This is a genomic window from Paenibacillus sp. W4I10 (assembly GCF_030816325.1).
In the GTDB taxonomy this organism is placed as follows: domain Bacteria; phylum Bacillota; class Bacilli; order Paenibacillales; family Paenibacillaceae; genus Paenibacillus; species Paenibacillus amylolyticus_B.
Genome location: NZ_JAUSXX010000001.1, coordinates 991,594 through 1,015,140, shown reverse-complemented (window position 1 = coordinate 1,015,140; position 23,547 = coordinate 991,594). Strand labels below are relative to the sequence as shown.

The 23,547-nt window shown below is 42.0% G+C and carries 9 protein-coding genes; 1 reads left to right on the top strand and 8 read right to left on the bottom strand.

Annotated features, from left to right (window positions below):
* Nucleotides 1-23: 23 nt before the first annotated feature.
* From QF049_RS04575 to QF049_RS04560, 4 genes are all read right to left on the bottom strand, one after another.
* On the bottom strand, nucleotides 24-11,909 hold the full coding sequence (locus QF049_RS04575; RefSeq protein WP_307535177.1) for a non-ribosomal peptide synthetase: 11,886 nt from the start codon (nucleotides 11,907-11,909) through the stop codon (nucleotides 24-26).
* Between the two features lie 271 nt (nucleotides 11,910-12,180).
* Complete coding sequence (fabD, locus tag QF049_RS04570) at nucleotides 12,181-13,386, bottom strand: ACP S-malonyltransferase (RefSeq protein WP_307535175.1); 1,206 nt, start codon at nucleotides 13,384-13,386, stop codon at nucleotides 12,181-12,183.
* Nucleotides 13,387-14,003: 617 nt separating this feature from the next.
* On the bottom strand, nucleotides 14,004-14,861 hold the full coding sequence (locus tag QF049_RS04565; RefSeq protein ID WP_307535173.1) for a Cof-type HAD-IIB family hydrolase: 858 nt from the start codon (nucleotides 14,859-14,861) through the stop codon (nucleotides 14,004-14,006).
* A 116-nt stretch (nucleotides 14,862-14,977) separates the two neighbouring features.
* On the bottom strand, nucleotides 14,978-15,508 hold the full coding sequence (locus QF049_RS04560; protein WP_307535170.1) for a GNAT family N-acetyltransferase: 531 nt from the start codon (nucleotides 15,506-15,508) through the stop codon (nucleotides 14,978-14,980).
* Between the two features lie 211 nt (nucleotides 15,509-15,719).
* On the opposite strand from QF049_RS04560, the gene QF049_RS04555 reads away from it, so the two are divergent.
* Nucleotides 15,720-16,880, top strand: a complete 1,161-nt coding sequence (locus tag QF049_RS04555; protein ID WP_307535168.1) for a S8 family peptidase — start codon at nucleotides 15,720-15,722, stop codon at nucleotides 16,878-16,880.
* A gap of 115 nt (nucleotides 16,881-16,995) precedes the next feature.
* Here the strand turns inward: QF049_RS04555 and QF049_RS04550 are convergent, their stop codons facing one another.
* From QF049_RS04550 to QF049_RS04535, 4 genes are all read right to left on the bottom strand, one after another.
* Nucleotides 16,996-17,394, bottom strand: coding sequence for a RidA family protein (locus QF049_RS04550; RefSeq protein WP_307535166.1), 399 nt, complete (start codon nucleotides 17,392-17,394; stop codon nucleotides 16,996-16,998).
* Between the two features lie 313 nt (nucleotides 17,395-17,707).
* The gene (locus QF049_RS04545; RefSeq protein WP_307535163.1) at nucleotides 17,708-19,150 is read right to left on the bottom strand and encodes a 6-phospho-beta-glucosidase; all 1,443 of its coding nucleotides are present in this window, start codon (nucleotides 19,148-19,150) and stop codon (nucleotides 17,708-17,710) included.
* A 34-nt stretch (nucleotides 19,151-19,184) separates the two neighbouring features.
* The gene (locus QF049_RS04540) at nucleotides 19,185-21,098 is read right to left on the bottom strand and encodes a beta-glucoside-specific PTS transporter subunit IIABC (protein WP_307535161.1); all 1,914 of its coding nucleotides are present in this window, start codon (nucleotides 21,096-21,098) and stop codon (nucleotides 19,185-19,187) included.
* 444 nt (nucleotides 21,099-21,542) lie between these two features.
* Complete coding sequence (locus tag QF049_RS04535; RefSeq protein ID WP_307535158.1) at nucleotides 21,543-23,480, bottom strand: beta-glucoside-specific PTS transporter subunit IIABC; 1,938 nt, start codon at nucleotides 23,478-23,480, stop codon at nucleotides 21,543-21,545.
* Nucleotides 23,481-23,547 lie beyond the last annotated feature (67 nt).

Sequence of the window (23,547 nt, the reverse complement as noted above, 5' to 3'; positions counted from 1 at the left end):
CACATTTATATTTTTAGGTTATTTTAGAAATCTACTTCAATTAGATCAGCCAGCGTATCCCCATCTATTAATTCTTCAACCAATTGAATCTTCTTGATTTCAATATGAGGGTCGTTGGCAATGGTTGTTAATATGACCAACAGATTTTGTGACATCGCTTCAATCGTTGTTTTCTCAAATAAAATCGTACTGTATTCAAAGGCCACTTCTAACTTGTGTTGCAATTCGGTAACATACAACGTTAAATCGAATTTGGATACTCTCGTATTTGGAGCATAAGGCTTACAGGTTACCCCATCCATCTGAATCTCTGAGGCATCTGTATTCTGCAATACAAACATGGTGTCAAACAACGGATTCCGCCGAGCATCTTTGGTTACATTCACTTTCTCAATCAGTTCTTCAAACGGATAATCCTGATTCTCATATGCGTTCAACATATTTTCTTTGACTTCCAGCAGATACTCCGTAAAAGTTTTATCCGCGGCAGGATAATTTCGAATAGCCAGTGTATTCACGAACATCCCCATGACCGGTTCAAGCTCAGCATGTGTCCTGCCTGCAATCGGCGCGCCTACAATGATATCTTCTTGCCCGCTGTATTTAGATAATAGAATCGTATAGGCGGCTAATAGAATCATATATAACGTTGTTCCTGTCCGTACTTCCATGTTCCTTAAGCCTGGAAGGATGTCTTCTTGCAAAACAATGTCCAATACATCTCCCGCATAGCTTAGCGTTTCAGGTCTTGCGTAGTCTGTTGGCAGATCCAATAGCGGGATACTCTCATCAAACACAGTAAGCCAATACTTCTCCTGCTTTTTCATCCGCTCACTATGAAGTTGCATTCGCTGCCATTCAGCATAGTCCTTATACTGAATTCGAAGAGGAGATAGCTCCTCTCCCTTATAGAACTGGCTAAGTTCAGTCATCAGAAGATGCACGGATAGTCCGTCTGCAATGATATGGTGGAGATCTACCAGCAATACATGACGCTCCTGCTGAAGTTCAATAAGTCCCACCCTCATAAGAGGTGCTTGCCCGAGATCAAATGTGCGAACAAACTGTTCAATGCGATCTTCGATCTCTTCTTCCGTTGACTCGATCAATTCAATTCCAAAGTTCACTTTAGGGTATACGATCTGTTTCGGTTCTCCGTGTATGACTTTGAATGAGGTCCGAAGCGATTCATGACGATGAATCAATTGTTGGAATGCTTCTTCCAATCGGATCCGATCAAGCGATCCTTCCAGCATAAACATACCTGACATGTTGTACATGAGTTCCTTGCCAGCTTTGATGCTCATAATGTACATTCTCATTTGCGCCGAAGAAATAGGATAATACTCTTTTTCCTCTACTTGAGGAATGGACACTACTACATCCTGTTCCATTTGTTCAATAGATTGAGCCATCTGTTCAATGGTCTGCCATTCAAAGACGTTTCTTACCGATATGCGGATATTCAGCTTTTGATTGATTATGGCGGCCAGCTTGGTCGCACGTAAAGAGTTGCCTCCTACATCAAAAAAACTGTCTTTTACACTGATTTTTTTCACGGCAAGCACATCCTGCCAAATAGGCAGCAACTGTTTTTCCACCCCAGTTTGGGGTTCTATATATTCACTTCCCGTTTGTATGTTTTCTTCTGGACTCGGAAGCGATTTGCGATCGATTTTCCCGTTTGATGTCAGAGGCATGTGATCCAAGTGTATAAAGTAGGCTGGAACCATGTAATTCGGCAACACCTTAGAGAGGCTTTGTTTTAACTCTCCCACCGTCAGCGTGGAATCCGCTGTAAAGTATGCACATAACGATTTGTCCCCGTGATCATCCTCATGTGCAATGACGATAACTTCTTCCACACACTCTAGATCTAACAGCGCTGCTTCGACTTCTCCTACTTCGATCCGATATCCGCGAATCTTAATTTGGTGATCCATTCTTCCCAAATACTCGATATGGCCATCGGGAAGCCATCTCACCAAATCTCCCGTTTTGTACATTGTCTCTCCCTGAACAAACGGATCACGTACAAATTTTTCTGCTGTCAGCTCAGGTAAATTCAAGTATCCTCTACCCACCCCATCGCCAGAGATACATAATTCCCCTATGACGCCTACAGGCTGAACTTTGCCATGTTTGTTCAATACATACAGGCGATTATTTCCTAATGTTCGACCAATCGGTAGGTGAGCTCGTTGATTCGCTGTATCCAGGTGTTCTGGAAGTACACGGTATGTCGCAACATCCACACAACATTCTGTTGGACCGTACACATTAATTATGGCTGGAGGCGTTATATGATTGAGAGCAAATAATGATGTGATTTCATTTACACTTTGCTGAGAAAGAGCTTCACCGCCAATGAGCATATATTTTAGCGATATGCCTTGAACGTTTTTTGCCTTCGAAAGTAATTTCAGGTGTGCAGGTGTTCCGTCCGTCAAATCAATTTGGTGGTGCTGATAATAATTCATTAAATCTTGTCCATCCAGTACTGTGTCCTTGTCTACAATAAACAAGGCATGTCCTGACAGCAGTGCGCCAAAAATCTGCTTCACAGATGCATCGAAATAGTAAGGCGCAAGTAAAGCGACATGCAAACCACTATGCTGATCATCTATAACTTGACTGTACAACGCTTTAACCAAGTGATGAACCTGACGATGTTCGATCATCACACCTTTTGGCATGCCTGTTGTGCCTGAAGTATAGATCACATAAGCCAACTGCTCGGAATTCCCCGCTGGTTCCAGATTCGACAGATTAGCTGCATAGGTTTCTTTATCGTCCAAATCAATCATTTTTCCATTAAACGATACCAACTGCTTCAAATGCTTTTGCGTGACTAACAACGTTGCCCCCGAATCATGCAGGATATAGCGGATACGCTCTTCAGGAGAATCCGGATCAATCGGTACATACGCCCCGCCTGCTTTTAGAATGCCAAAGATGCCAACGATCATATCAATCGAACGATCTGTCAGAATACCTACAAATTGATCCTGCTGCACTCCCTCAGCTCTAAGCGTATATGCCAATTGATTCGCCCGTTCGTTCAGTTGACGATACGTCCATTGCTCATCTCCAAAAGCAACGGCTAATTGATCGGGTGTCCGCTCCACCTGTGCTTCAAATAATTCCTGAATGGTCTGATCACGGGAATATTCTATGTTGGGTTCATTAAAGTCATATAAAAGAACGTTCTGCTCACGTTCAGACAGCATTTGAATATCGGACAAGGCAATATCAGGTTCGACCATAATGTCTCTGAGGATGTTGAACAGATGTGTTTTCATTCTGTCGATGGTATCCCGTTCAAACAGCTCCGTCTTGTAATTAAAGTGCATTTCCAGACACTCGTTATCATCCTCAACGATGAACATCAGGTCATATAACGATACACCGACATTTAATTCTCTAACTTTAAAGCTGCAATCCTGTTCTTGCCGTTGATTCAACGCGGTATTTAAGAAGATATACATCGTATTGAAAAGTGCTGTCCCGGTTGTATCCCGATGTGTGTTTAAATTCTCTACAAGGTTGTCAAAAAGATAGTCCTGGTTATCCAATGCATCCAGGGATTGTTTTTTAATTTCCTCGAGATAGGATCGAAACGACTTATTCCCCACCGGCTGTGATCGAATCGCTACCGTCTGGATAAAGACACCTATCATATTCTCGACATCCGGATGATTTCTTCCTGATGTTGGCGTACCTACAATCATGTCTTCTTGTGCTGTGTATCGATGAAGCAGCACATTATACGCTGCCAATAACACCATAAACATCGTAGTTCCCGTTTGTTTCGCAAGCTTCTCCAGCGACTGCTTCAAGTGTGCGTCCAACACAAATGACAGTCTTGAACCTGCCGAAGTCAAATGAGGTGTCCGAACAAAATCAGTAGGCAGATTAAGGTTCGGGAGTTCTCCTTTGAATTGATCCAGCCAATATTTTTCTTGCTGCTTATAAGACTCTCCTGCCAGAAATTCTTTCTGCCAAGCTGCAAAGTCTTTGTATTCAACCTCAATGTCCGACATGTTTCTTCCGTCATACACATCAATCAGTTCATTCGCAAGAATGCCAACGGAATATCCGTCCGATATAATATGATGCATCTCAATGAGGATCTCTGCATGATCATCGTCTATACGAATGAATTCGGCACGTATTAACGGCGCTTTGGAGCAATCAAATGGTTTTGCAAACGTCATAACATGTTGTTCGAATGAAGCAGAGCTTTCCTGAGATCGTTGCACTTCAAAATCAATCGTTGGAGCAATACGCTGGTAAAGCTCTCCATCCATCAGATGGAAACTGGTGCGAAAAGCTTCGTGACGGTGCACGATTTGTTCCAATGACGAAATTAGTTTAGCTTCATCGATATTTCCTGTGACCGTGATATGGCCGCACATGTTCTGAAACACACTATTCGGCTCAAATTGATCCAAAAAGTAGATCCGTTGTTGTGCAGATGACGTCTCATAGAATTCCTTGACGTCCAATGCCTTAATCGGAATGAATGTTTCCTCGTTCTCGCCTGTAATCAGACTCGCTAGCTCCTTCAGACGTTGATTATTGAAAAATTGAACGATTGAAATTTTATGATTAAGCTGCTCATGTACCTTGGAAAGCATTACTGTCGCCTTGAGCGAGTTTCCTCCGAGATCAAAAAAGTGATCATGTCTCCCCACTTGATCGAGGGATAATACGTCCTCCCAGATCAAAGTCAGCTTTTTCTCCACGTCATTGACTGGAGGCTCGAACATGGCTGCATGATTAACGTGAGGAAGACGCTCCGTAACAAAATGATTATATATTTCCTGTAATTGGTCCTGTTGCTCGGATGAGAACAACGTCAAAGACGAAATTTCAGCCTCTGGATGACTCACCATTTTTTGCAGCAAACCCTTAAATCCTTCAGACCACAATTTCATCATCTCAGGTCCAATAAGCTTGGTATTGTAATCAAAATCCAGGTACAATTCATGGCTAACATCCGTAATATTAAGAAACAAATCGTAAGAAATATGTTTGATCGGATACGACATGAATTCAGTCTTGATATTTTCAAATTGAAGATGATGAATCGTTCTGTCCATATTGAATAAAATCCGGGTATCCGGTGCAGTCATAGGAGCAAGCTGTTCGGATACGAGGGTCAATGGAACATGCTGATGCTTCATGACAAGAGCCAGCGTTTCCTTGAGCTGAAGAACATGCTCTACAATGGATTGCTTCGTTAACAAGGCATGATGAACAGGTACAATGTTGACACAGTTGCCAATCAGCGCATTTTTTCGCATATGAGACTGACCCGCTGTAGGCACGCCGATGACAAGGTGAGAGTGCCCTGTTAGTTGATGCAAATATAAATGAAACGCTGCAAACATCGTTACAAACAAACTGCTCTTATTATTGATGCTTAACGTTCGCAAAGACTCTGTTAATTGATGATCCAGCTTGATGGAATATCGTTCACCGTCATATCCCTTGGGCACATCATCAGACGGTGCCGTTGGAAGTGTAATGTTGGGATAGGATAAGGAAAATTGTTCTTTCCAGAACTGGACTCCTTCGGTAAATGAGCCTTTTTCATGTTCAAGTCGTTGCCATCTTAAATACTCACGGAATGGAGTGGCTTCAGGTAATTGAACCGGAACTCCTCGGACCAGAGAAGAATAGATATGTTCCAACTCTTGAATGAATACAGCAATCGACCAGCCATCTGCAACAATATGATGAAATGTCAGCACCATAAGGTATTGATCCGCTGTCTGTTTAAGCAAGGTGATTCTAAATAAAGGTTCCCCAGACTGTAAATCGAAGGCTTCATTTGCATCGGCAGATAACCAATTGGAAATTTCCCGTTCTTGATCCTCACCCACATATGCTGAGAAATCCAACCATGTGCACTGAAATTCCATTACGGATCTGATTTGTTGTGTTTCACGATCGGCATAAATGACTGTTCTCAGGGCTTCGTGACGCTGTGCGATCTGATTCACGGCCTGATCCAGTGTGGAAGGCTTTATTCCACCTGTCATTTTTAAAATAACACTCTGATTTAATGCAGCATTTGCATCTTCCCCATGTAACGAAGTTAATAACAATTGTTGTTGCTCTAAAGAGAGCGGATATTCCGAGACAGGCGATTCACCAAGGATAACCCCCCACTCGCGTAGTTCATGGATCGTCTCTTTCACGATTCTAATTATCGTATCCATGTCACCCATGGAATGCACGGTCGATATAAAACAGTTACGGCCTTCCCAAATATATAAACCTTTATAAATTAAATGGTAGAAGAATAATTCCATATCCCCAAATGAAATAAATCGAAATAAGGATCCATAGTTCACCATTTGCATCGGTACATTCGCTGTTTTGAAAAACGCATTTAATTCTTTTACAAGATAATCTGTTTTTTCATTTAATTCCTTATATAAAGTTTCTGCTTCAGATTGAAGATACTGCAGTACCGTTAACGTCACTCTCATCGTAAGAGGGTGTGTACAGAAGGTTCCACCAACAAACGTTTTCTTATCTGCATCGGAAGGGTAAGAATCATCACCAAAATTCCAGGTTCCACCATCTACCGGATTCATAAATTCAGCTTTACCGGCGACTATGCCAATAGGCAGCCCGCCACCGACCACTTTCCCATACGTAACCAAATCTGCTTGAACGCCAAACCAATCCTGCGCTCCACCCAATCCAATTCTGAATCCAGTGATGACCTCATCGAAAATAAGTGCAATGCCAAACTGTTTCGTGATCTCTCTAAGTTCCCGTAAGAATTGTGTTGGCTGCATATCAGGTCTTCGACTTTGCACCGGCTCTACAAGCACAGCAGCCAATTTATCACCCAGGTTCTGAATCATATCCAGGGATTGCGGATGGTTATAGTTAAGAATAATCAAATCTTCCATAGCGCTATTTACAATACCAGGAGCCATAGGCAGCGCAGACGATAAAGCATCCCCAGGATTCGCTACACCCAACACGCCGTCATGTGTACCGTGGTAAGATCCTGAAAATAATACAACTTTGGTACGCCCTGTTGCTGCCCTCGCTAAACGAAGTGCCACCATAACAGCTTCTGTTCCTGAATTATAAAATGCGACACGCTCTACACCCGTTAGCTCGGAAATTTTAGCTGCGACATCTCCTGCCAAGTCTGACATAGGGCCCAATGGCGGCAACTGTTCCTGGAGGCTGTCTGCTATTACATTTTGAATAAATGCTGGATTATGACCAAATAGATTTACACCAAATCCCATCGTCAGATCCAAATACTCGTTCCCATCCAGATCCCATAACTTAGATCCCTCTGCACGCGTTGAAATGATGGGATACACCATTTCCTTCCAATACGAACGAAATCCGGATACATTGCGATTATTCGCATGAACCAAACGTGTTTGGCCTGTTTTTAATTTTGAGCCTTTGGTTCTTGCGGTATACTTGGCTATAAATTGTTCAACATACTGGTTCTGAAGCGGTGATAATCCGCTCTCTTCATGAATCTTCAACGATTGATACGGTATAAAAGGTTTGGCTTCCTTTGATTCCGAATTGGGTTGGCTCTCTTTGGTTGGTTTGGTTTCATTATGTTTCATCTCCAAAAGAGGCGATTGAACAGCATTCATTTGCTCGCCTAACAACACATTCAAACTTTTTAATTGGGACTCCATGAGCTGAATGGCAGACATCACAATTTGTTCCGATACATTCCCTGATGATTTTGCCGTGTTTATATTGTTCACAGATGCCAGATTTCGTTGTTCAGTATGCTCCTGAACTGTTTGATTGTTTATATTTTCAGATACATTATTATGCTTTTTATTCTCTGACACATATTTAACTAAGGAATTAATATTTGTAAGGGTTTCAAAAAACATTTCCATCGGGATATCTAAACGGAACAGCTCTGAGATCTCCTTCTGAATTTGCACAAGAATGATGGAATCCAATCCCATTTGGAGAAAATGAGCTTGATGATCCAGCTCTTCCAACTTCAAACCAGATGCACGACTGATGCTTGTTTTAATCTTTAATTCAATATCGTTTGTATTCATCTCCATTTGAACCTCATTCCTCTCTGACCTATGTCCCGCTGGTATCTGATGTTTGACTTCAATCCAACACCGCTTCTGCTCAAATGGGTATAAAGGTAATGGAATTTTCCGAATGACTTCATGATTATAAAACCTTTCCCAATCAATCACTGCCCCCAGTGTAAATAACTGACCGAGTTCATTTAAAGATTCTACCTTGCCCTGAGCATACAGATGATCGGTAACAAGCGTCTTGTCTTTTTTGGCATAACCAAAATAAACATTTGGCAGTTTACCCTCTCCGTTTGCAATTCGTTGCAATTTTTCATGTAATTCTTGTGTACTCGTGACTACGATGGCAAGCCGATAATCCAGATTAGCCCTTCCCGTACTGGCTGTATAACAGATTTGTTGAATGGAAACATCCGTGTGATCGGTTAGATATTCTTGATACGTTCTGACCAATTCATCCAGCGTCCGTTCCGTGGCAGCAGACAGAACAAATAGATTAGGCTCTTGGGATATGCTTTTATCTACTGTTTTGGAAGGAACATATTCTTCGAGAACCACATGTGCATTGGTACCACTGAAACCAAAAGAACTAACCCCGCATCGTAATGAACCCTCTTCTTCACCAAAAGCCATTAATTCCTGATTCACATAAAAAGGTGAAGCTTCAAACTTAAGCAGGGGATTAGGCTTGTCAAAATGAACCAATGGTGGAATCTTTCTCTGTTGAAACATAAGAATAGATTTAATTAATCCAGCGATCCCCGCCGCTTCAAAGCCATGTCCAATGTTAGCTTTGGCAGATCCGATTGCACAAAATTGTTTCCGATCCGTATATTTCTCAAAAGCTTTACGCAAAGCATTGAACTCAACCGGATCACCTAATTTTGTCCCTGTTCCATGTGCTTCAATAAAGTTAAGCGTATCAGGAGAAATGCCGGCTTCTTTCCATGCCTGTTCGATCACATTGGTTTGTGACTCCGGGTTAGGTGCTGTGATTCCTACCGTCTTGCCATCCTGATTAATCGCACTTCCCTTAATCACACCATAGATATGATCCCCGTCCTTAATCGCTTGCTGCATTGGCTTCAACATGACCGACCCAACACCTTCGCCAAATCCCGTGCCATTGGCATCTTCGCTAAATGTTCTGGTCAATGCATCTGGAGATTCCATATCCAGTCCGATACTTATTGGTAATAATGCCGTTCGAATGCCTCCTGCGATTGCCATTTCACAATCTCCAGCGAGCAATCCTTTACATGCCATGTGAACAGCAACAAGTGAGGAGGAGCAAGCGGTATCAATCGTTAAGGCCGGGCCCTTTAAATTCAAGAAATATGCAATCCTGCTCGCCAGTACAGATGGTAAATTTCCAATGATATAATTTTTGAGTTCTGCGGGGTAATTCGCCGTCACCAGCCGTTCGTAATCATATCCAACTTTGGAATACCCCACGTACACGCCCACATTTCTTCCATTGATTCCTTCCCCTGCATACCCAGCGTCTTCAATCGTATGCCATGCCGTTTGCAAGAACATCCTTTGATTCGGGTCCATAAATTGAGCGGTTTTTGGGGTTATGCTAAAGAAAGAGTAGTCGAATTGATCAATTTGATCCAAGTAACCACCCTTGATCCATTGAATTTCGCTCATTTCACTTCGCATGGATTGTATATAATCCGCTGCGTCTTTTATCCTACTTTCAGGGTAGTCCCGAATGTTATGTGTTCCATTTTCCAAAACACGCCAAAACTCGCTTGCATTTGATGCACCAGGGAGATTCAAAGACATACCGATAATAGCAATATCTTTGGATGGAGTATGATCCTCTTGAGTTTGGTTGACTTTCACGGTCTCGCTGTAGCCTCTGGACAGATATGCTGCCAATTCAGTTATCGAGGAATAGGTAAAGAGGTCCGTAACAGCAAGTTCTTCTCCATATTTTTGTTCTATACGTTCAGCGATTTGGGCCAGCTGTAATGAAGTTGCACCCATATCAAAATAGCTATCCTCAAGGTCAACCTTTTTCCCAACCAGTACTTCAGAAAATAGTGAAGTTAATTCACGTTCTATGACTCGAACCGAAACAGCAGCCTTTCCTTTTGCCTTGTCATTGTCATTCTTGATCCAGTCATGGATGAAAGCGGATTCTGTTGAGAATTTGCCTGCTTCATACTGCTTGGCTAACTGATACCGTTGGATTTTCCCACTTGTTGTTTTGGGTAATTTTTTGATGGGCAGTACCTCTTTGACACTCCATCCCCCATGTTTATATAGGTGTCTTTTGATTTCTTTAACATGAGGCAGGAAGTGTTCGATCTTTTTTTTGTACACGACAAACAAAATAATTTCTTCACTTTGACTATTCGAATCATACACACCACAAGCAGCAACTCTTCCGAGTTCAATATCATCTAATTGGATGGCGACACGTTCAATGTCATGGGGATATACATTTTTACCATTGATAAAGATAATGTCTTTTTCCCGCCCTGTTACAACCAGTTTTCCGTTCATGATGAAACCCAGATCTCCTGTATTCACCCATCCGTCGTGCGTTAATAACTTCTCCGTTGCTAGTGAATTATTATAATAACCTTGGGTGACGTTATCCCCCTTGATTTGAATTTTTCCAATAACCAAATCGGGAACACTGTTCATTTCCTCATCGCAAATTCTAAGATGGCAATAATCAATTGCTTCGCCAACGGCAACAAATGATGCCACATGTTGAGCATGTTTCTCGACTTCGATGACACGCTCCCCTAAGTTCAGATGATCCCGGTGAACGTACACCGCAGTAAATTCTTCTTCTACCTTGGGAAAGGAGACGGCAACAGAGGCCTCTGCTAATCCATATACGGTAAACATGGCTGTTTTCTTTAAGTGATATGCTGACAATACATTTAGGAATTCATCACACACTTCGGGTAATATAGGTTCCGCCCCATTATAGATGACTCTGACAGATGACAGATCCCATCCCTCCGCTTTATCTTCGCGAAAGAAATTCAGGAAGTATTTATAACCAAAGTTAGGGGAAGACAGTATGGTTGCTTTGTGTTCATTTACTTTTTTCATCCATAGAATCGGTTTTCGAATAAATAATTCCGTTGGGAGCAAGTACTGATGAATTCCTGCCACGAGGGGTACGAGATGAAATCCAATCAAACCCATATCATGGGTAAGGGGCATCCAGGAGAGAAAACTATCGTTTGAACTAATTTGTGTGCCATTAATAGCAGCACAAGTATTATAAATCAGGTTTCTATGGGTGAGCATAACGCCTTTCGGATCCCCGGTTGATCCAGAAGAGAATTGAATAAATGCCAAGTCATCAGACTGAGGTGCAACTATATTATTAATAGATTCATAATGATATATGGTGTCTTGGATCAGATCCGTTCTGACTTCTAATTGATGATGGAAATCAAACATGTCATGTTCCAAAACAAATCTCTTCATTTTATCCAGCACCTTCTCAGATGCAATCATGAAAGGGTTATTTAGCAAATTCCAAATACGGCATACTTTCAAGTTTTGTTCTTCATCTTCACCAATACTTACAGGGATAGGGATCATTCCACCGAGTATACAAGCCCAGAATGCTACTAAAAACCGTTTGTTTTCTTGAATCTGAAAAATAATCTCTTGTTTAGGTTTAATTCCGATGGCTTGTAGATAACCTAAATACCCTTGTGCCTCAATAAATAATTGATGATAAGATATAAAAGTTTCACGTTTGTCCGCATCGATAAAACGAATACCGCGGTCCGTTATTTTACCTCTGTCGCGGATAACATCCACTAATGTTTGAAACTGATTAGTATACATATCTCTCCTCCAAATGAATCATCTCTAACATGCTTATCTAATTATTTACACATATTTTCAAGCAAATTTTACCATAGAAATATATGTAAAATCAATCAATTTATTGTTACTATATGGTAAAAAATAGAGATTGATTCGTGAGTTATTGACATATTTATTACCAAATATCTGAAGCTTCAACAAGTTTAGATGCATTAAAGGACAAAAAGACTACCTTTAAAAAGGCAGTCTGTCGCTGTAATATAGATCTTGCAAAAGAACAGATCGGGTACTAGATTGCATCAATCAACGCGGTTCCATCGAATGGAATTTTTTTTGCTATAATAATGGAATGACATACCTGTAGAGCATCATTTATCTCTTCTTCACTAAGTTCATATTCATTGTTGTTTACTTGTTCCTTTGCCCGTTGTAATTGGTGAAATAATGGCTCAACCGTTTGGGTGTATGATATCGAATCTGGGTTATAATTCCGTGAAATGAGTGCGGTTACTATTAGTTCTGATAATAACTTTTTACGAATCGTTATTCGTTTATTTTTCCTTTCTTGTGTATTTGTAAGCATTAGTAAATCGGAAGGCTGACTTAGCGAGTAAGGTACAATACGCTTCGTTATTTTACTCATAAGACTAACTAACACATGTTTAGAACCCAACTCTAAAACTTCAGTAACCCCATTTGCAACCAGATAGAGCATAGACTCTGACCATCTTACAGGCATCGTCATTTGCATGTTTAAATAATCAACGACAGATCGATCAGACTCATAGGGTGCTGCTGTAACATTGGAAATAATTGGGTATATTGCATGGGCATATTGATATTGATCCAATTCAACTTTGAATTGTTCTGCGGCGGTTTGCATCATGGGAGAATGATAGGGACCACTTACATTGATATAAGAATGTTTCGCTCTCAGGGCTTCTGTCCTTTTAATAATTTCTCGTATAGAGTGCCGATGTCCCGAAATGACAAACTGCTGGTCAGCGTTCATACAAGCCACACAAGCAGGACGCTCGATCGTGGAAACTTGTTCGCATATGTTTTGAAGTGTATCAAAATGAATACCTGAAATGGCGGCCATGGTACCTTTCTGATCCGGGTCTGCATTGTGCATAATAATCCCTCGTTGTCTCACAAGTTTAATAGCGTCACGAAAAGATAGAACACCAGCGCATACCAAAGCCGAATATTCTCCCAAACTATGCCCAGCCAAATAAACGGGTTCCATCCCTATTTCTTGCATATAAACTTGATAAGCAATGACACTAACAGTCAAAAGTGCAGGCTGAGCATTCATTGTCATTGTCAAATCAGCCATGCTACCTTCAAAACATAACTTTCTCAAATCGAAAGAAATGGCATCACTGGCTTCTTCAAATAACTTCTTAGCCACATCGAAGTTATTCCAAAAGTCTCTACCCATCCCAACCATCTGAGAACCTTGTCCAGGAAACAACAGAGCTACATTACTCATCCAGCATCCTCCATGTATCAACTTTATATTTCATGCACTTCGACAACCGAAAACCAATAAATTCCTTGTTTGCAAAATTTATAATAAACTTTCATTAGGAGTTATGCAATAATAAAGTCAAAAGGAGGGTCATCTATTTCTATGAACGGAAAAAAATTCGTGGTTCTTTTTGGGATCCTTGTTGGCCTCTGTGTTGGAACATTTAGTGTTATTCTTTACTGGATCTTGTCTGGAGTCTGAGTACTATGCAAATAGACACCTCCATTGAGGAGATGCCTGTTCCATTCTGATCTGATCATTCAAGACTCACGATTCTGCTTATCCTAAGAGAAACGGATTCCTCCAGAGAATTCCTGTTATCGATTTTAACTGTAACTTGTTGTGTTGGCCGTACATCACTGACAGCATTATTCTCAATAGGTCGGTTGACAAAATGGCCATTTCGATTCTCTCTTCCACTTAGATATTATGGTTTGATTAGAACCCTTTTGTAAAAAAATAAAATTGATCTGTTTAAACCAAAAAAAGACCCTGCAATAATATATGCAGGATCTAAAATAAGGTTTGGGACAAAGGGTGTACGTATTACCCGTTTTCCAGATTGTCTCATTACTTTATCAAGTGATCAATCCATACTTCACAAAACTATGATACAATCCATCTTCCTCGACTGTTCCAGTAATATCATCTGCAATGGCTTTCAGACCTGGCTTTGCATTACCCATGGCAATTCCGATGTTACAAAATTCCAACATCTCGGCATCATTCATGCCATCACCGATGGCAAATGTATCTTCTTGGGACATGCCTAGATGCTTCAGCAGATCGGCGATCGCAATGGCTTTGTGAATGCCAGGGATCATCAGTTCACCACTTCCTTCACCAAAGATCGGCACAGTGCACTGAATGACTTCGAATTTCCCTTCAAACTCTTGCTTGATCCGCTCAAACGGGATGACTGAGCTCTCCAAGAAACATACTTTGTTCACATCATCCTTGTACAGGTTAGCCTCTCCATACGTCAATCCGGCAATAAACGGGTGCGGTTTCAGCTCCTTCTTCTCTCTGGCTACAGGGTCATTCTCCACATCGCCATAGATACGGCGTTCCAGGTGAGGTTGAAGATTGCTACTCGCGTACAATGCCGAATTGGATTCAAGGTAGAAGTCAATGCCATTTTCATTAAAGAAATCGACCATATGTCGAACATCTTCCGCTGTTACCCTTTTGTGATATAACACATCCTTGCCAAACTCCACATAACCCCCACCTGCACCAATCAGACCATCGAATCCGACATTCCAGATGGAATCATAAATTTCTGCTTTGGATCGGCCTGTACATAAATAGAGCAGATGTCCGTTCTCTCTGGCCTGTTTACAAGCCTTCTGTGCTGACAACGGAATGCTTCCATCATCGTCGACCAATGTGCCATCAATATCAATAAAAACAATTTTCTGCTTCGTTTCTTGCATCTGCTTATGCCCCCATCATGTATCTCGTATCCCTATACCATCCATCACAATGCAAATTTCACTATTTGTTGGAACTTGTTATAGCACAAGGTTTTAGGTTTGTCCGTTTCCAATGGTTACTTACATGCCAACTTGTCCATATGTACGGTTTGCCAGTCATCATCCTGCTCAGCAATAACCGTAAACCCTTGGCGTTTCCAGAAATCTACGGCTCCTGGCAAGAAGCGATGTGTATGCAAATACAGCGTCGTATAGTGCATATCCTTTACCACGTTCTCCAGTTCGTTCATTAACATCGAACCAATGCCGAACCTACGATACGCGGGATCTACATAACATTTTACTATTTCGGCAGCCGATTGGGCTGCATATCGACCTTCCACAGCTTCGATACGTCCATCATATGGTAATATCCCAATAGAACCGACGATCCCAGCATCCCCCATCATTGCAACAAGAAAGATCGATCCATCGGAGTCCAGATAATGTTCTCTGAACTGCTCGAAGTCCACAGGCAATTTCGTATGATCCATCATCGGAAACACTTCTCTGCGTACACGCATGGCAAAATCAATGGCATCATGAATATGGTGTGTCTGAACTGGTGTGACTGTCGGTATACTCTGAAGTTGTGTCAATAAATCCACATTCCTTATCCTCTGTATTAGGAGTTACCTCTCGGCCCTTCCTTAAATCTTGTTCATGCCAAAGTGGCTCTCTTCATATCATCTTACCGAATTTATCCCTTCCTATCAATCTATCTACACTACTAACCAAATTGAAAAAGTGCCCACGCAGTCTGATAGAGTTCGCATACGATAAGGCGTGTCACAATCCATATTGGAGGGAGAAACGCTCATGTGGTTATGGTTAGGTGTTTTTGGTTTCATTTTGCTATCAATAATCGTGTTCGTGTATCGTTATCTGGACCAACGTGCCGAGAGTAAGTTTCACCCTCATGCCCCCAAGCAGCTCTTAGTCAAATTCAAGGAAGGTACAACCGAGGATGAAATGCACACCCTTCACAAAAAAGGGAGATGTAAAGTCGCTGAGACATACGAGGATTTGGGTTGGTACCGTGTGGAATCCCGCAAAAAAATGCACCGAATGCTGAAACATTACAAAGATCATGAGCTTATTGAACATGCAGAGCCGAATTACCTTGTTGAGGCATCCTTCACCCCTAATGATCCGTTCTTTCCTTACCAGTATAACCTGTCCAAAATCAATGCACCCGCTGCATGGGACATCACTCAAAGTAACAGCTCTGTTAAAATCGCCATTATCGACACCGGTGTACAGCTAAACCACCCAGAATTGGCTTCCAAGCTTCTCCCCGGTTACGATTATGTTGATTATGATAATATCCCTGAAGACGGGAACGGTCACGGCACCCATGTAGCCGGGATCGCTGCCTCCGTTACCAACAATGGTGTAGGTATCGCAGGCGCTGCACCACTCGCATCCATCGTTCCGCTCCGGGTACTGGATAACAACGGGCAAGGAACGGTAGGTAATGTCGGTAACGGGCTTGTCTATGCTGCCAATAACGGTGTACAGGTTGTTAACCTGAGCCTTGGTGGTCCGATGGGAGACGCTTTCCTCCAAGCTGCCGTGCAGTATGCCTGGGATCGTGGAGCCGTAATTATTGCTGCAGCCGGCAACGACAACACTACATTCCCGATCGTACCCGCATCGTATCCCAACGTCATTGCTGTCGCTTCAACCAATCCTTCCGATCTCAAATCCAATTTCTCCAACTATGGTTCGTGGGTCGATATGGCTGCACCAGGAGATACCATCCTATCCACCTATCTGGGTGGTTCCTATGCCTACCTAAGTGGAACATCCATGGCAGCACCACATGTGGCTGGAGTAGCCGCACTTCTCGCTGCACAAGGTAAAACCAATGCCCAGATTCGGGATGCACTATGCTTTGCTTCTGATCCAGTATCCGGCTCCGGAGTCTACTGGACGTATGGACGATTGAATGCCTATCGGAGCTTACAGGTGCCATAATACACTGACTATCGCTCAAGATTGCACAAAGGCATATCATCTATTTTCACGAATAAAAAAAGAAGGGGCATCTGTATATAAGATGCTCCTTCTTTTGCTTAAAAAGTATTCGTTGTTAAACTTTTGCCGCCCAAAGCTCTATTTCAATTTTAATCTCTGGCAGACCTAACTCCGTAATATATCCAATCGTCATTGCAGGATAATTCGTATTAAATAATTGTCCCCATTCGGCATATAAATAATCCCAATCGATTTTCTCGGTTGCCCATACGTTCACTTTGATAATATGTTCAGCCTCTAAACACTCAGATTCGAGCACTGTTTTGATATTAATAAATGTATTAGTAACTTGCTCATTCAGACTGTCCGGAAAGAGTCCGCTTGCATCTGCTCCAATTTGACCCGAAGTTACGAATAGCTCTGCGTTCCTCGGAATTCTTGTAATATGCGTGTATTGTCCTACAGGAGCTGGCATATTCGCTGGATTTTTTCTGGTGATTTTTTCAATTTTCATTTTGATTACCTCGTCATTCTTAAGATTTTTCTGCGTTATTTTCTAGTTTTCTTCCGATTATGGGCAGACCTCTCCCTTGGAATAGATTCTAGAAAAAGACAGCAGTAGAGTAACCATATCCCGAAGATATAAACGCAAGTGATTTTTTCTTCATGATTGGATACTCCCCCTTCTGAAATGACAAGATTATCTACATTCAAATATTATATCCAATATCTACACATTGAGTCAAATTCATCCCTTTATAAACAAAGAGCAATCCCGTTATAACGAGACTGCTCTTTGTTTATTCTATAGCATCGAACACCTTGTATCAGAAATATTGTGCGCCATTACTTGCAATGACATCTTTGTACCAGTGAAAACTCTTCTTTTTCACTCTGCGAAGTGTGCCCGTACCATCATTATTTCGGTCTACATAGATATAGCCATAACGTTTCTTCATCTCTCCGGTACCCGCACTGACCAGGTCAATCGGTCCCCAGCTTGTGTAACCTATCAGCTCGACACCATCTTGAATCGCTTCAGCCATCTCGGCAAAATGACTATTCAAATATTCGATGCGATAGTCATCTTCAACGGAGTCATTGTCTAACAACACATCGGTTGCGCCAAGTCCATTTTCTACGATAAACAAAGGTTTGCCATAGCGGTCATGAAGCTGATTAAGCGTAATTCGAAGTCCTTTGGGATCAATGGTCCATCCCCACTCGGAAGCTTGCAGATAAGGGTTCTTCACCGAACCAAATACATTACCTTCTGTCGAATCTTTCAAAATCTCAGGGTCCGTACTGGTGCACCGGCTTGCGTAATAACTAAAACCGATATAGTCGACCGTGTTCTGCATCAATATATCTGCATCTTCCGGTTGCATGTCAATCCAAATGTCATTTTCTCTGAAAAATCTTTTGGTATAACCCGGATATGCTCCCTTCGATTGTACGTCGATGAAGAAGAACGATTCACGATCTTTCTCCATAGCCTTCCACACGTCATCCGGGTTAGAGCTGTATGGATACACCATTCCAGCGGCCAACATACAACCAATCTGAGCACCCGGAATGATCTCGTGACAGGCCTTCACAGCAAGTGCACTCGCTACCAATTCATGATGTGCTGCCTGATACAGGACCTGATCTTTGTTTTCACCATCCTGAAGAACAATACCCGCTCCAATGTACGGGAGATGCAGCAACATGTTGATCTCATTAAACGTCATCCAGTATTTCACTTTATTCTTGTATCTATTAAATAGCGTCGTCGCATATTTCTCAAAGAAACCAATCATCTTACGATTCTTCCAACCGCCGTAAGTCTCGACCAGATGTACAGGTACATCGAAATGGCAGATCGTTACCACAGGTTCAATGTTGTATTTTAATAACTCATCAAAGACATCATCATAAAATTGTAAACCTGCTTCGTTTGGCTCCGCTTCATCACCATTAGGGAAAATCCGTGCCCAGGCTATAGAAAGTCTAAGGCACTTGAATCCCATTTCTGCAAATAACGCAATATCTTCCTTATATCGATGATAGAAGTCAATGGCTTCATGTGAAGGATAGAATTCCTCTGCCTTTGGCTCATACGAATCCAGGTTACCCAGAGCAATATTCCATCGATTGGCACCAATCGGAATCAGATCTACCGTTGTTAAACCTTTGCCACCTTCCAGATAAGCACCTTCCAATTGATTCGCTGCGGTTGCTCCACCCCAGAGAAAATTCTCCGGGAAGGCTGTAAACTTTTCATTCATTGAGGAGTTCCTCCTTAACCATCCTTAGTTTGAATTAGCTTAATACCGTGATCAATTTATCTTTCTCATGAACGGATGCATCTTTTGTTCCTACAACGTCCAGATAATTTGAAGTATTAGTCACAATGATCGGTGTAACCGTCTCATACCCTGCATCCTTAATGGCTTGCAGATCAAACTCAACAATCAGGTCACCAGCGTTAACACGGTCTCCATCTTTCACATGGGTTGTAAAATGTTGACCTTTCAGCTTGACCGTATCCTGTCCAATATGGATCAGCATCTCTACACCATCATCGCTTACAAGACCAATGGCATGTTTCGTGCGATATACCGTTTGAACAATACCCGTAATTGGAGATACCACTCTACCGCTGGTTGGACGAATTGCAATCCCTTTACCCATGTGCTCTCCTGCAAACGTTACGTCATTAATATCTTTCAGTGCAACGACTTCACCAGCCATTGGGCTTACAATTTCGTATCTGCTGTTCGGATTTGGATCAAGTACTGGTGCAGGTGCAGCTACTTTTTCCACCGGATCTTTGAATCCAACAACATAAGTCAGGACAAAACCAAGAACAAATGCAACCAGTGTTGCAACGATGGCCATATAGAACGTCGAATCCAAACCTGTTTCTTTATTGATGAACGTTGGATATCCAAATACCCCGAGTCCGCCAATCATATATAATTTCGAACCTGCATACCCAAGAATACCGCCTCCGATACCCCCAGCAATACAGCTCATGATAAACGGTTTTTTCAATGGAAGCGTAACACCATAGATGGCAGGTTCAGTTACCCCAAATATACCGGAGATAAATGCTGGAACACTAAGTGTTTTGAGTTTTGTATTTTTAGTTTTGAGCAACACAGCAAGTACAGCACCGATTTGAGCAAAAGAAGCAGCGAACGACATTGCTATAACTGGATCTGCACCTATCGTGCTAAGATTGAGAAGTGCGACTGGAACCAGTCCCCAGTGGAGTCCAAACAATACGAATACTTGCCACAATCCACCGATAACCAACCCTGTAACAATAGGGCTTAATTCATAAATGCTAGTTGCACCAGCACCAATCAATTGTCCTGCCCATGTGGAGATCGGCCCAATGACCAAAAATGTTGCAGGCACGATAACAAGCAGAGTGAAGAATGGTACAAGGAATGTACTTACTACTTTTGGAATAACGTTTTTGAAGAATCTTTCTAATTTCACAGCTACGAATGTGGCAATAATGATCGGAATAACTGATGAAGAGTACTCCATCAAGATAACCGGCATACCCAGGAACGTAATGTGGATAGGAGATTCAAATAATGTACCTGCAAATAATGTGTATAGTGGATCTCCTGCCTTAAGGCCGCCCAATGTAGGATAAACGAGAGATGCACCGATTGCCATACCCAGGAACGGAGATCCTCCAAACTTCTTGATTGCTGTGTAACCCAGGAAAATAGGGAAGAAATAGAACAGGCTGTCACCCGTTGCTTTTAATAACTGATACGTTCCGGAATCCTGAGTTATCCAGCCAAAAGATACAAACATCTCGTTAAAACCTTTAATCATACCTGTTGCAGCCAGCAAACCGAGTAACGGTGTGAACACACCTGAGATCATGTCGATAAATCGGCTGAACAACCCTACTTTTTTGCCGGAGTTGTCCGTTTCCTCTTCAACTTGTCCTTCACTTGGGAAATTCCCTACTTTAACAACTGCTTTATATACATCCGGCACTTCGTTGCCGATAACAACCTGATATTGTCCACCACTTTGCATGACGGTTATAACACCTGGCAGATTTTTAAGTTCTTCCGTTTTGGCTACGCTTTCATTTTTCAGTTTAAACCGCAGTCTTGTTACGCAATGGAATACACTATTTACGTTCTCGCGACCACCTACACGTGACAGAATGTCCTTAGCCAATTGATCGTAGTTGCTCATTGCAATTCTCCCTCTCTAAGTAGACTCCCCATGACTTTTGAAACAAATAAAACCTGAACCACTGAACATACACAACGTACCGGATCGTCCGGAAATCAGTCGTGTTATTCAGCAATTCAGGTTTTGCCCTTAACGGTTGCAACCCTGTAAGGCTGTACACATTGGTATTTAATTATTTGGATAACGAAAGTAAGTTGCACTCCATATCCTCTGAACTGAGGATGGTCGGCATTGCCTGATTGAACAGTTACAACCCGATTAATGTATGCGCTTACTTCTTGAACTCATCATAGAACATCTGAACTACGTTTGCAACACTTATTTTTATTAAATCACAAATACATTTGGGTGACCGAAAATGAAAAAAAGAGACCACTTCGAAAGCATCGAAGTGGCCTCTATATAGCTTAACGTTCACATTTATAAATACACACTAAAGCAGAATTAACCAATAACCGTAACCAATTTATCCTTTTCTTGCACTTCACGATTTGTTGTAGCAACCACGTCCAAATAATCAGCCGTATTAGTTACAATAATCGGTGTTACGGTCTCATAACCCGCCTCAATAATGGCTTGCAGATCGAATTCAACGATCAGATCGCCAACACTCACACGATCGCCATCTTTCACATGGGCAGTGAAATGTTGACCTTTGAGCTGTACCGTATCCTGACCAATATGGATCAGAATCTCTACACCTTGATCATCTACAAGTCCAATCGCATGTTTGGTACGGTAAATCGTCTGTACCACACCATTAATCGGAGATACAACTCTCCCACTGGTTGGACGAATAGCAATCCCTTTACCCATATGTTCACCAGCAAATGTAGCATCGTTAATTTCTTGCAAAGGAACCACCTCACCCGTCATCGGGCTGGCAATTTCGTAGCGATTGTTTGGATTAGGCTCAAGTGCTGCCTTCTCTTCTTTTACTGGCTCTGGAGCCTGTTTGGCAGCCTCTGGATTAGCAGGATCTTTGAATCCTACAAAATAAACGAGAACAAAGCCTAGTACAAAAGCAATGATAGTGGCAATCATAGCCATCCAGAATTCATAGTTGATCCCATCTGTGGGACTAATCAGCGCTGGAACACCAAAGATTCCTGAAGCAAATACAAACATTTTGGAACCTGCAAAGCCAATAATACCACCAGCGGTTGCAGAAGCAATACAACTCATAATAAATGGTTTTTTCAGTGGCAAAGTAAGACCATAAATAGCAGGCTCAGTTACACCAAAAATCCCGGACACAAAGGCAGGAACACCCAGTGATTTGAGTTTAGTATTTTTCGTTTTAAGCATAACCCCAAAAACGGCACCAATCTGAGCAAAAGAAGCAGCAAACATCATCGCCAGAATCGGATCTGCTTTCAGAGTGGACAGATTGAGCAACATGATTGGTACGATACCCCAGTGTAACCCGAAGATAACCAATACTTGCCACAATCCACCAACAACAATACCAGTCACCAACGGACTCAAGTCATAGATGCCCGATACCCCGGCACCAATCAGCTGACTTGCCCATGTTGCGATTGGACCAATCAAGAGGAATGTCACAGGTACAACAATCAGAATTGTAAAGAATGGCGTGAGGAACGTTCTCACAACAGAAGGAATGATCTTTTTGAAGAATATTTCTACCTTTGCTCCAAAATAAGCAGCAATAATAATCGGGATTACGGATGAGGAATAACTCATCAAGATAACGGGAATACCCAGGAACGTGATATGAATCGGTGATTCAAACAATGTGCCTGCAAACAGCGTATAGAGCGGTTCCCCACCACTAAGACCGGATAAGGTCGGATATACAAGTGATGCTCCGATGGCCATCCCGAGGAATGGAGATCCACCGAATTTTTTCATAGCTGTGTAACCCAGGAAGATTGGGAAGAAGTAGAATAGACAGTCTCCTGCAGCGTTCAACAATTGATATGTTCCTGAAGCTGGGTCCAGCCATTCGAGAGAAGTAAACATGGACAGGAAACCTTTGATCATCCCAGTTGCAGCAAGCAATCCGAGAATTGGTGTAAATACACCTGAGATCAAGTCGATAAACTGACCCAAGAGACTCTCTTTTTTACCGGAAGATTCTGACTCATCAGTTGAGACCGGTTCATCCGCATTCATATTACCCACATGTAACAAGGCTTTATACACATCAGACACTTCGTTACCCACAACTACCTGGTATTGCCCCCCGCTTTGCATTATCGTTATGACTCCAGGTAGATTTTTGAGTTCGTCTGTTTTCGCATTATTGTCATTTTTTAATTTGAAACGAAGTCTGGTAGCGCAGTGCACCACGCTGTTAATGTTCTGTTTACCACCAACGCCAGACAGAATGTCCTTGGCTAATTGCTCGTGTTTCATGAAGTCTTTTCTTCCTTTCTGGCTAAACACGGATTCGAAGCATATTGGAGAGAATAAAAAAACCTGA

Bases quoted from the DNA above. Each gene is read 5' to 3' on its own strand.
- QF049_RS04575 (WP_307535177.1), bottom strand. From the start codon at position 11,909: ATGTATACTAATCAGTTTCAAACATTAGTGGATGTTATCCGCGACAGA.
- fabD (WP_307535175.1), bottom strand. From the start codon at position 13,386: ATGAGTAATGTAGCTCTGTTGTTTCCTGGACAAGGTTCTCAGATGGTT.
- QF049_RS04565 (WP_307535173.1), bottom strand. From the start codon at position 14,861: ATGCAAGAAACGAAGCAGAAAATTGTTTTTATTGATATTGATGGCACA.
- QF049_RS04555 (WP_307535168.1), top strand. From the start codon at position 15,720: ATGTGGTTATGGTTAGGTGTTTTTGGTTTCATTTTGCTATCAATAATC.
- QF049_RS04550 (WP_307535166.1), bottom strand. From the start codon at position 17,394: ATGAAAATTGAAAAAATCACCAGAAAAAATCCAGCGAATATGCCAGCT.
- QF049_RS04545 (WP_307535163.1), bottom strand. From the start codon at position 19,150: ATGAATGAAAAGTTTACAGCCTTCCCGGAGAATTTTCTCTGGGGTGGA.
- QF049_RS04540 (WP_307535161.1), bottom strand. From the start codon at position 21,098: ATGAGCAACTACGATCAATTGGCTAAGGACATTCTGTCACGTGTAGGT.
- QF049_RS04535 (WP_307535158.1), bottom strand. From the start codon at position 23,480: ATGAAACACGAGCAATTAGCCAAGGACATTCTGTCTGGCGTTGGTGGT.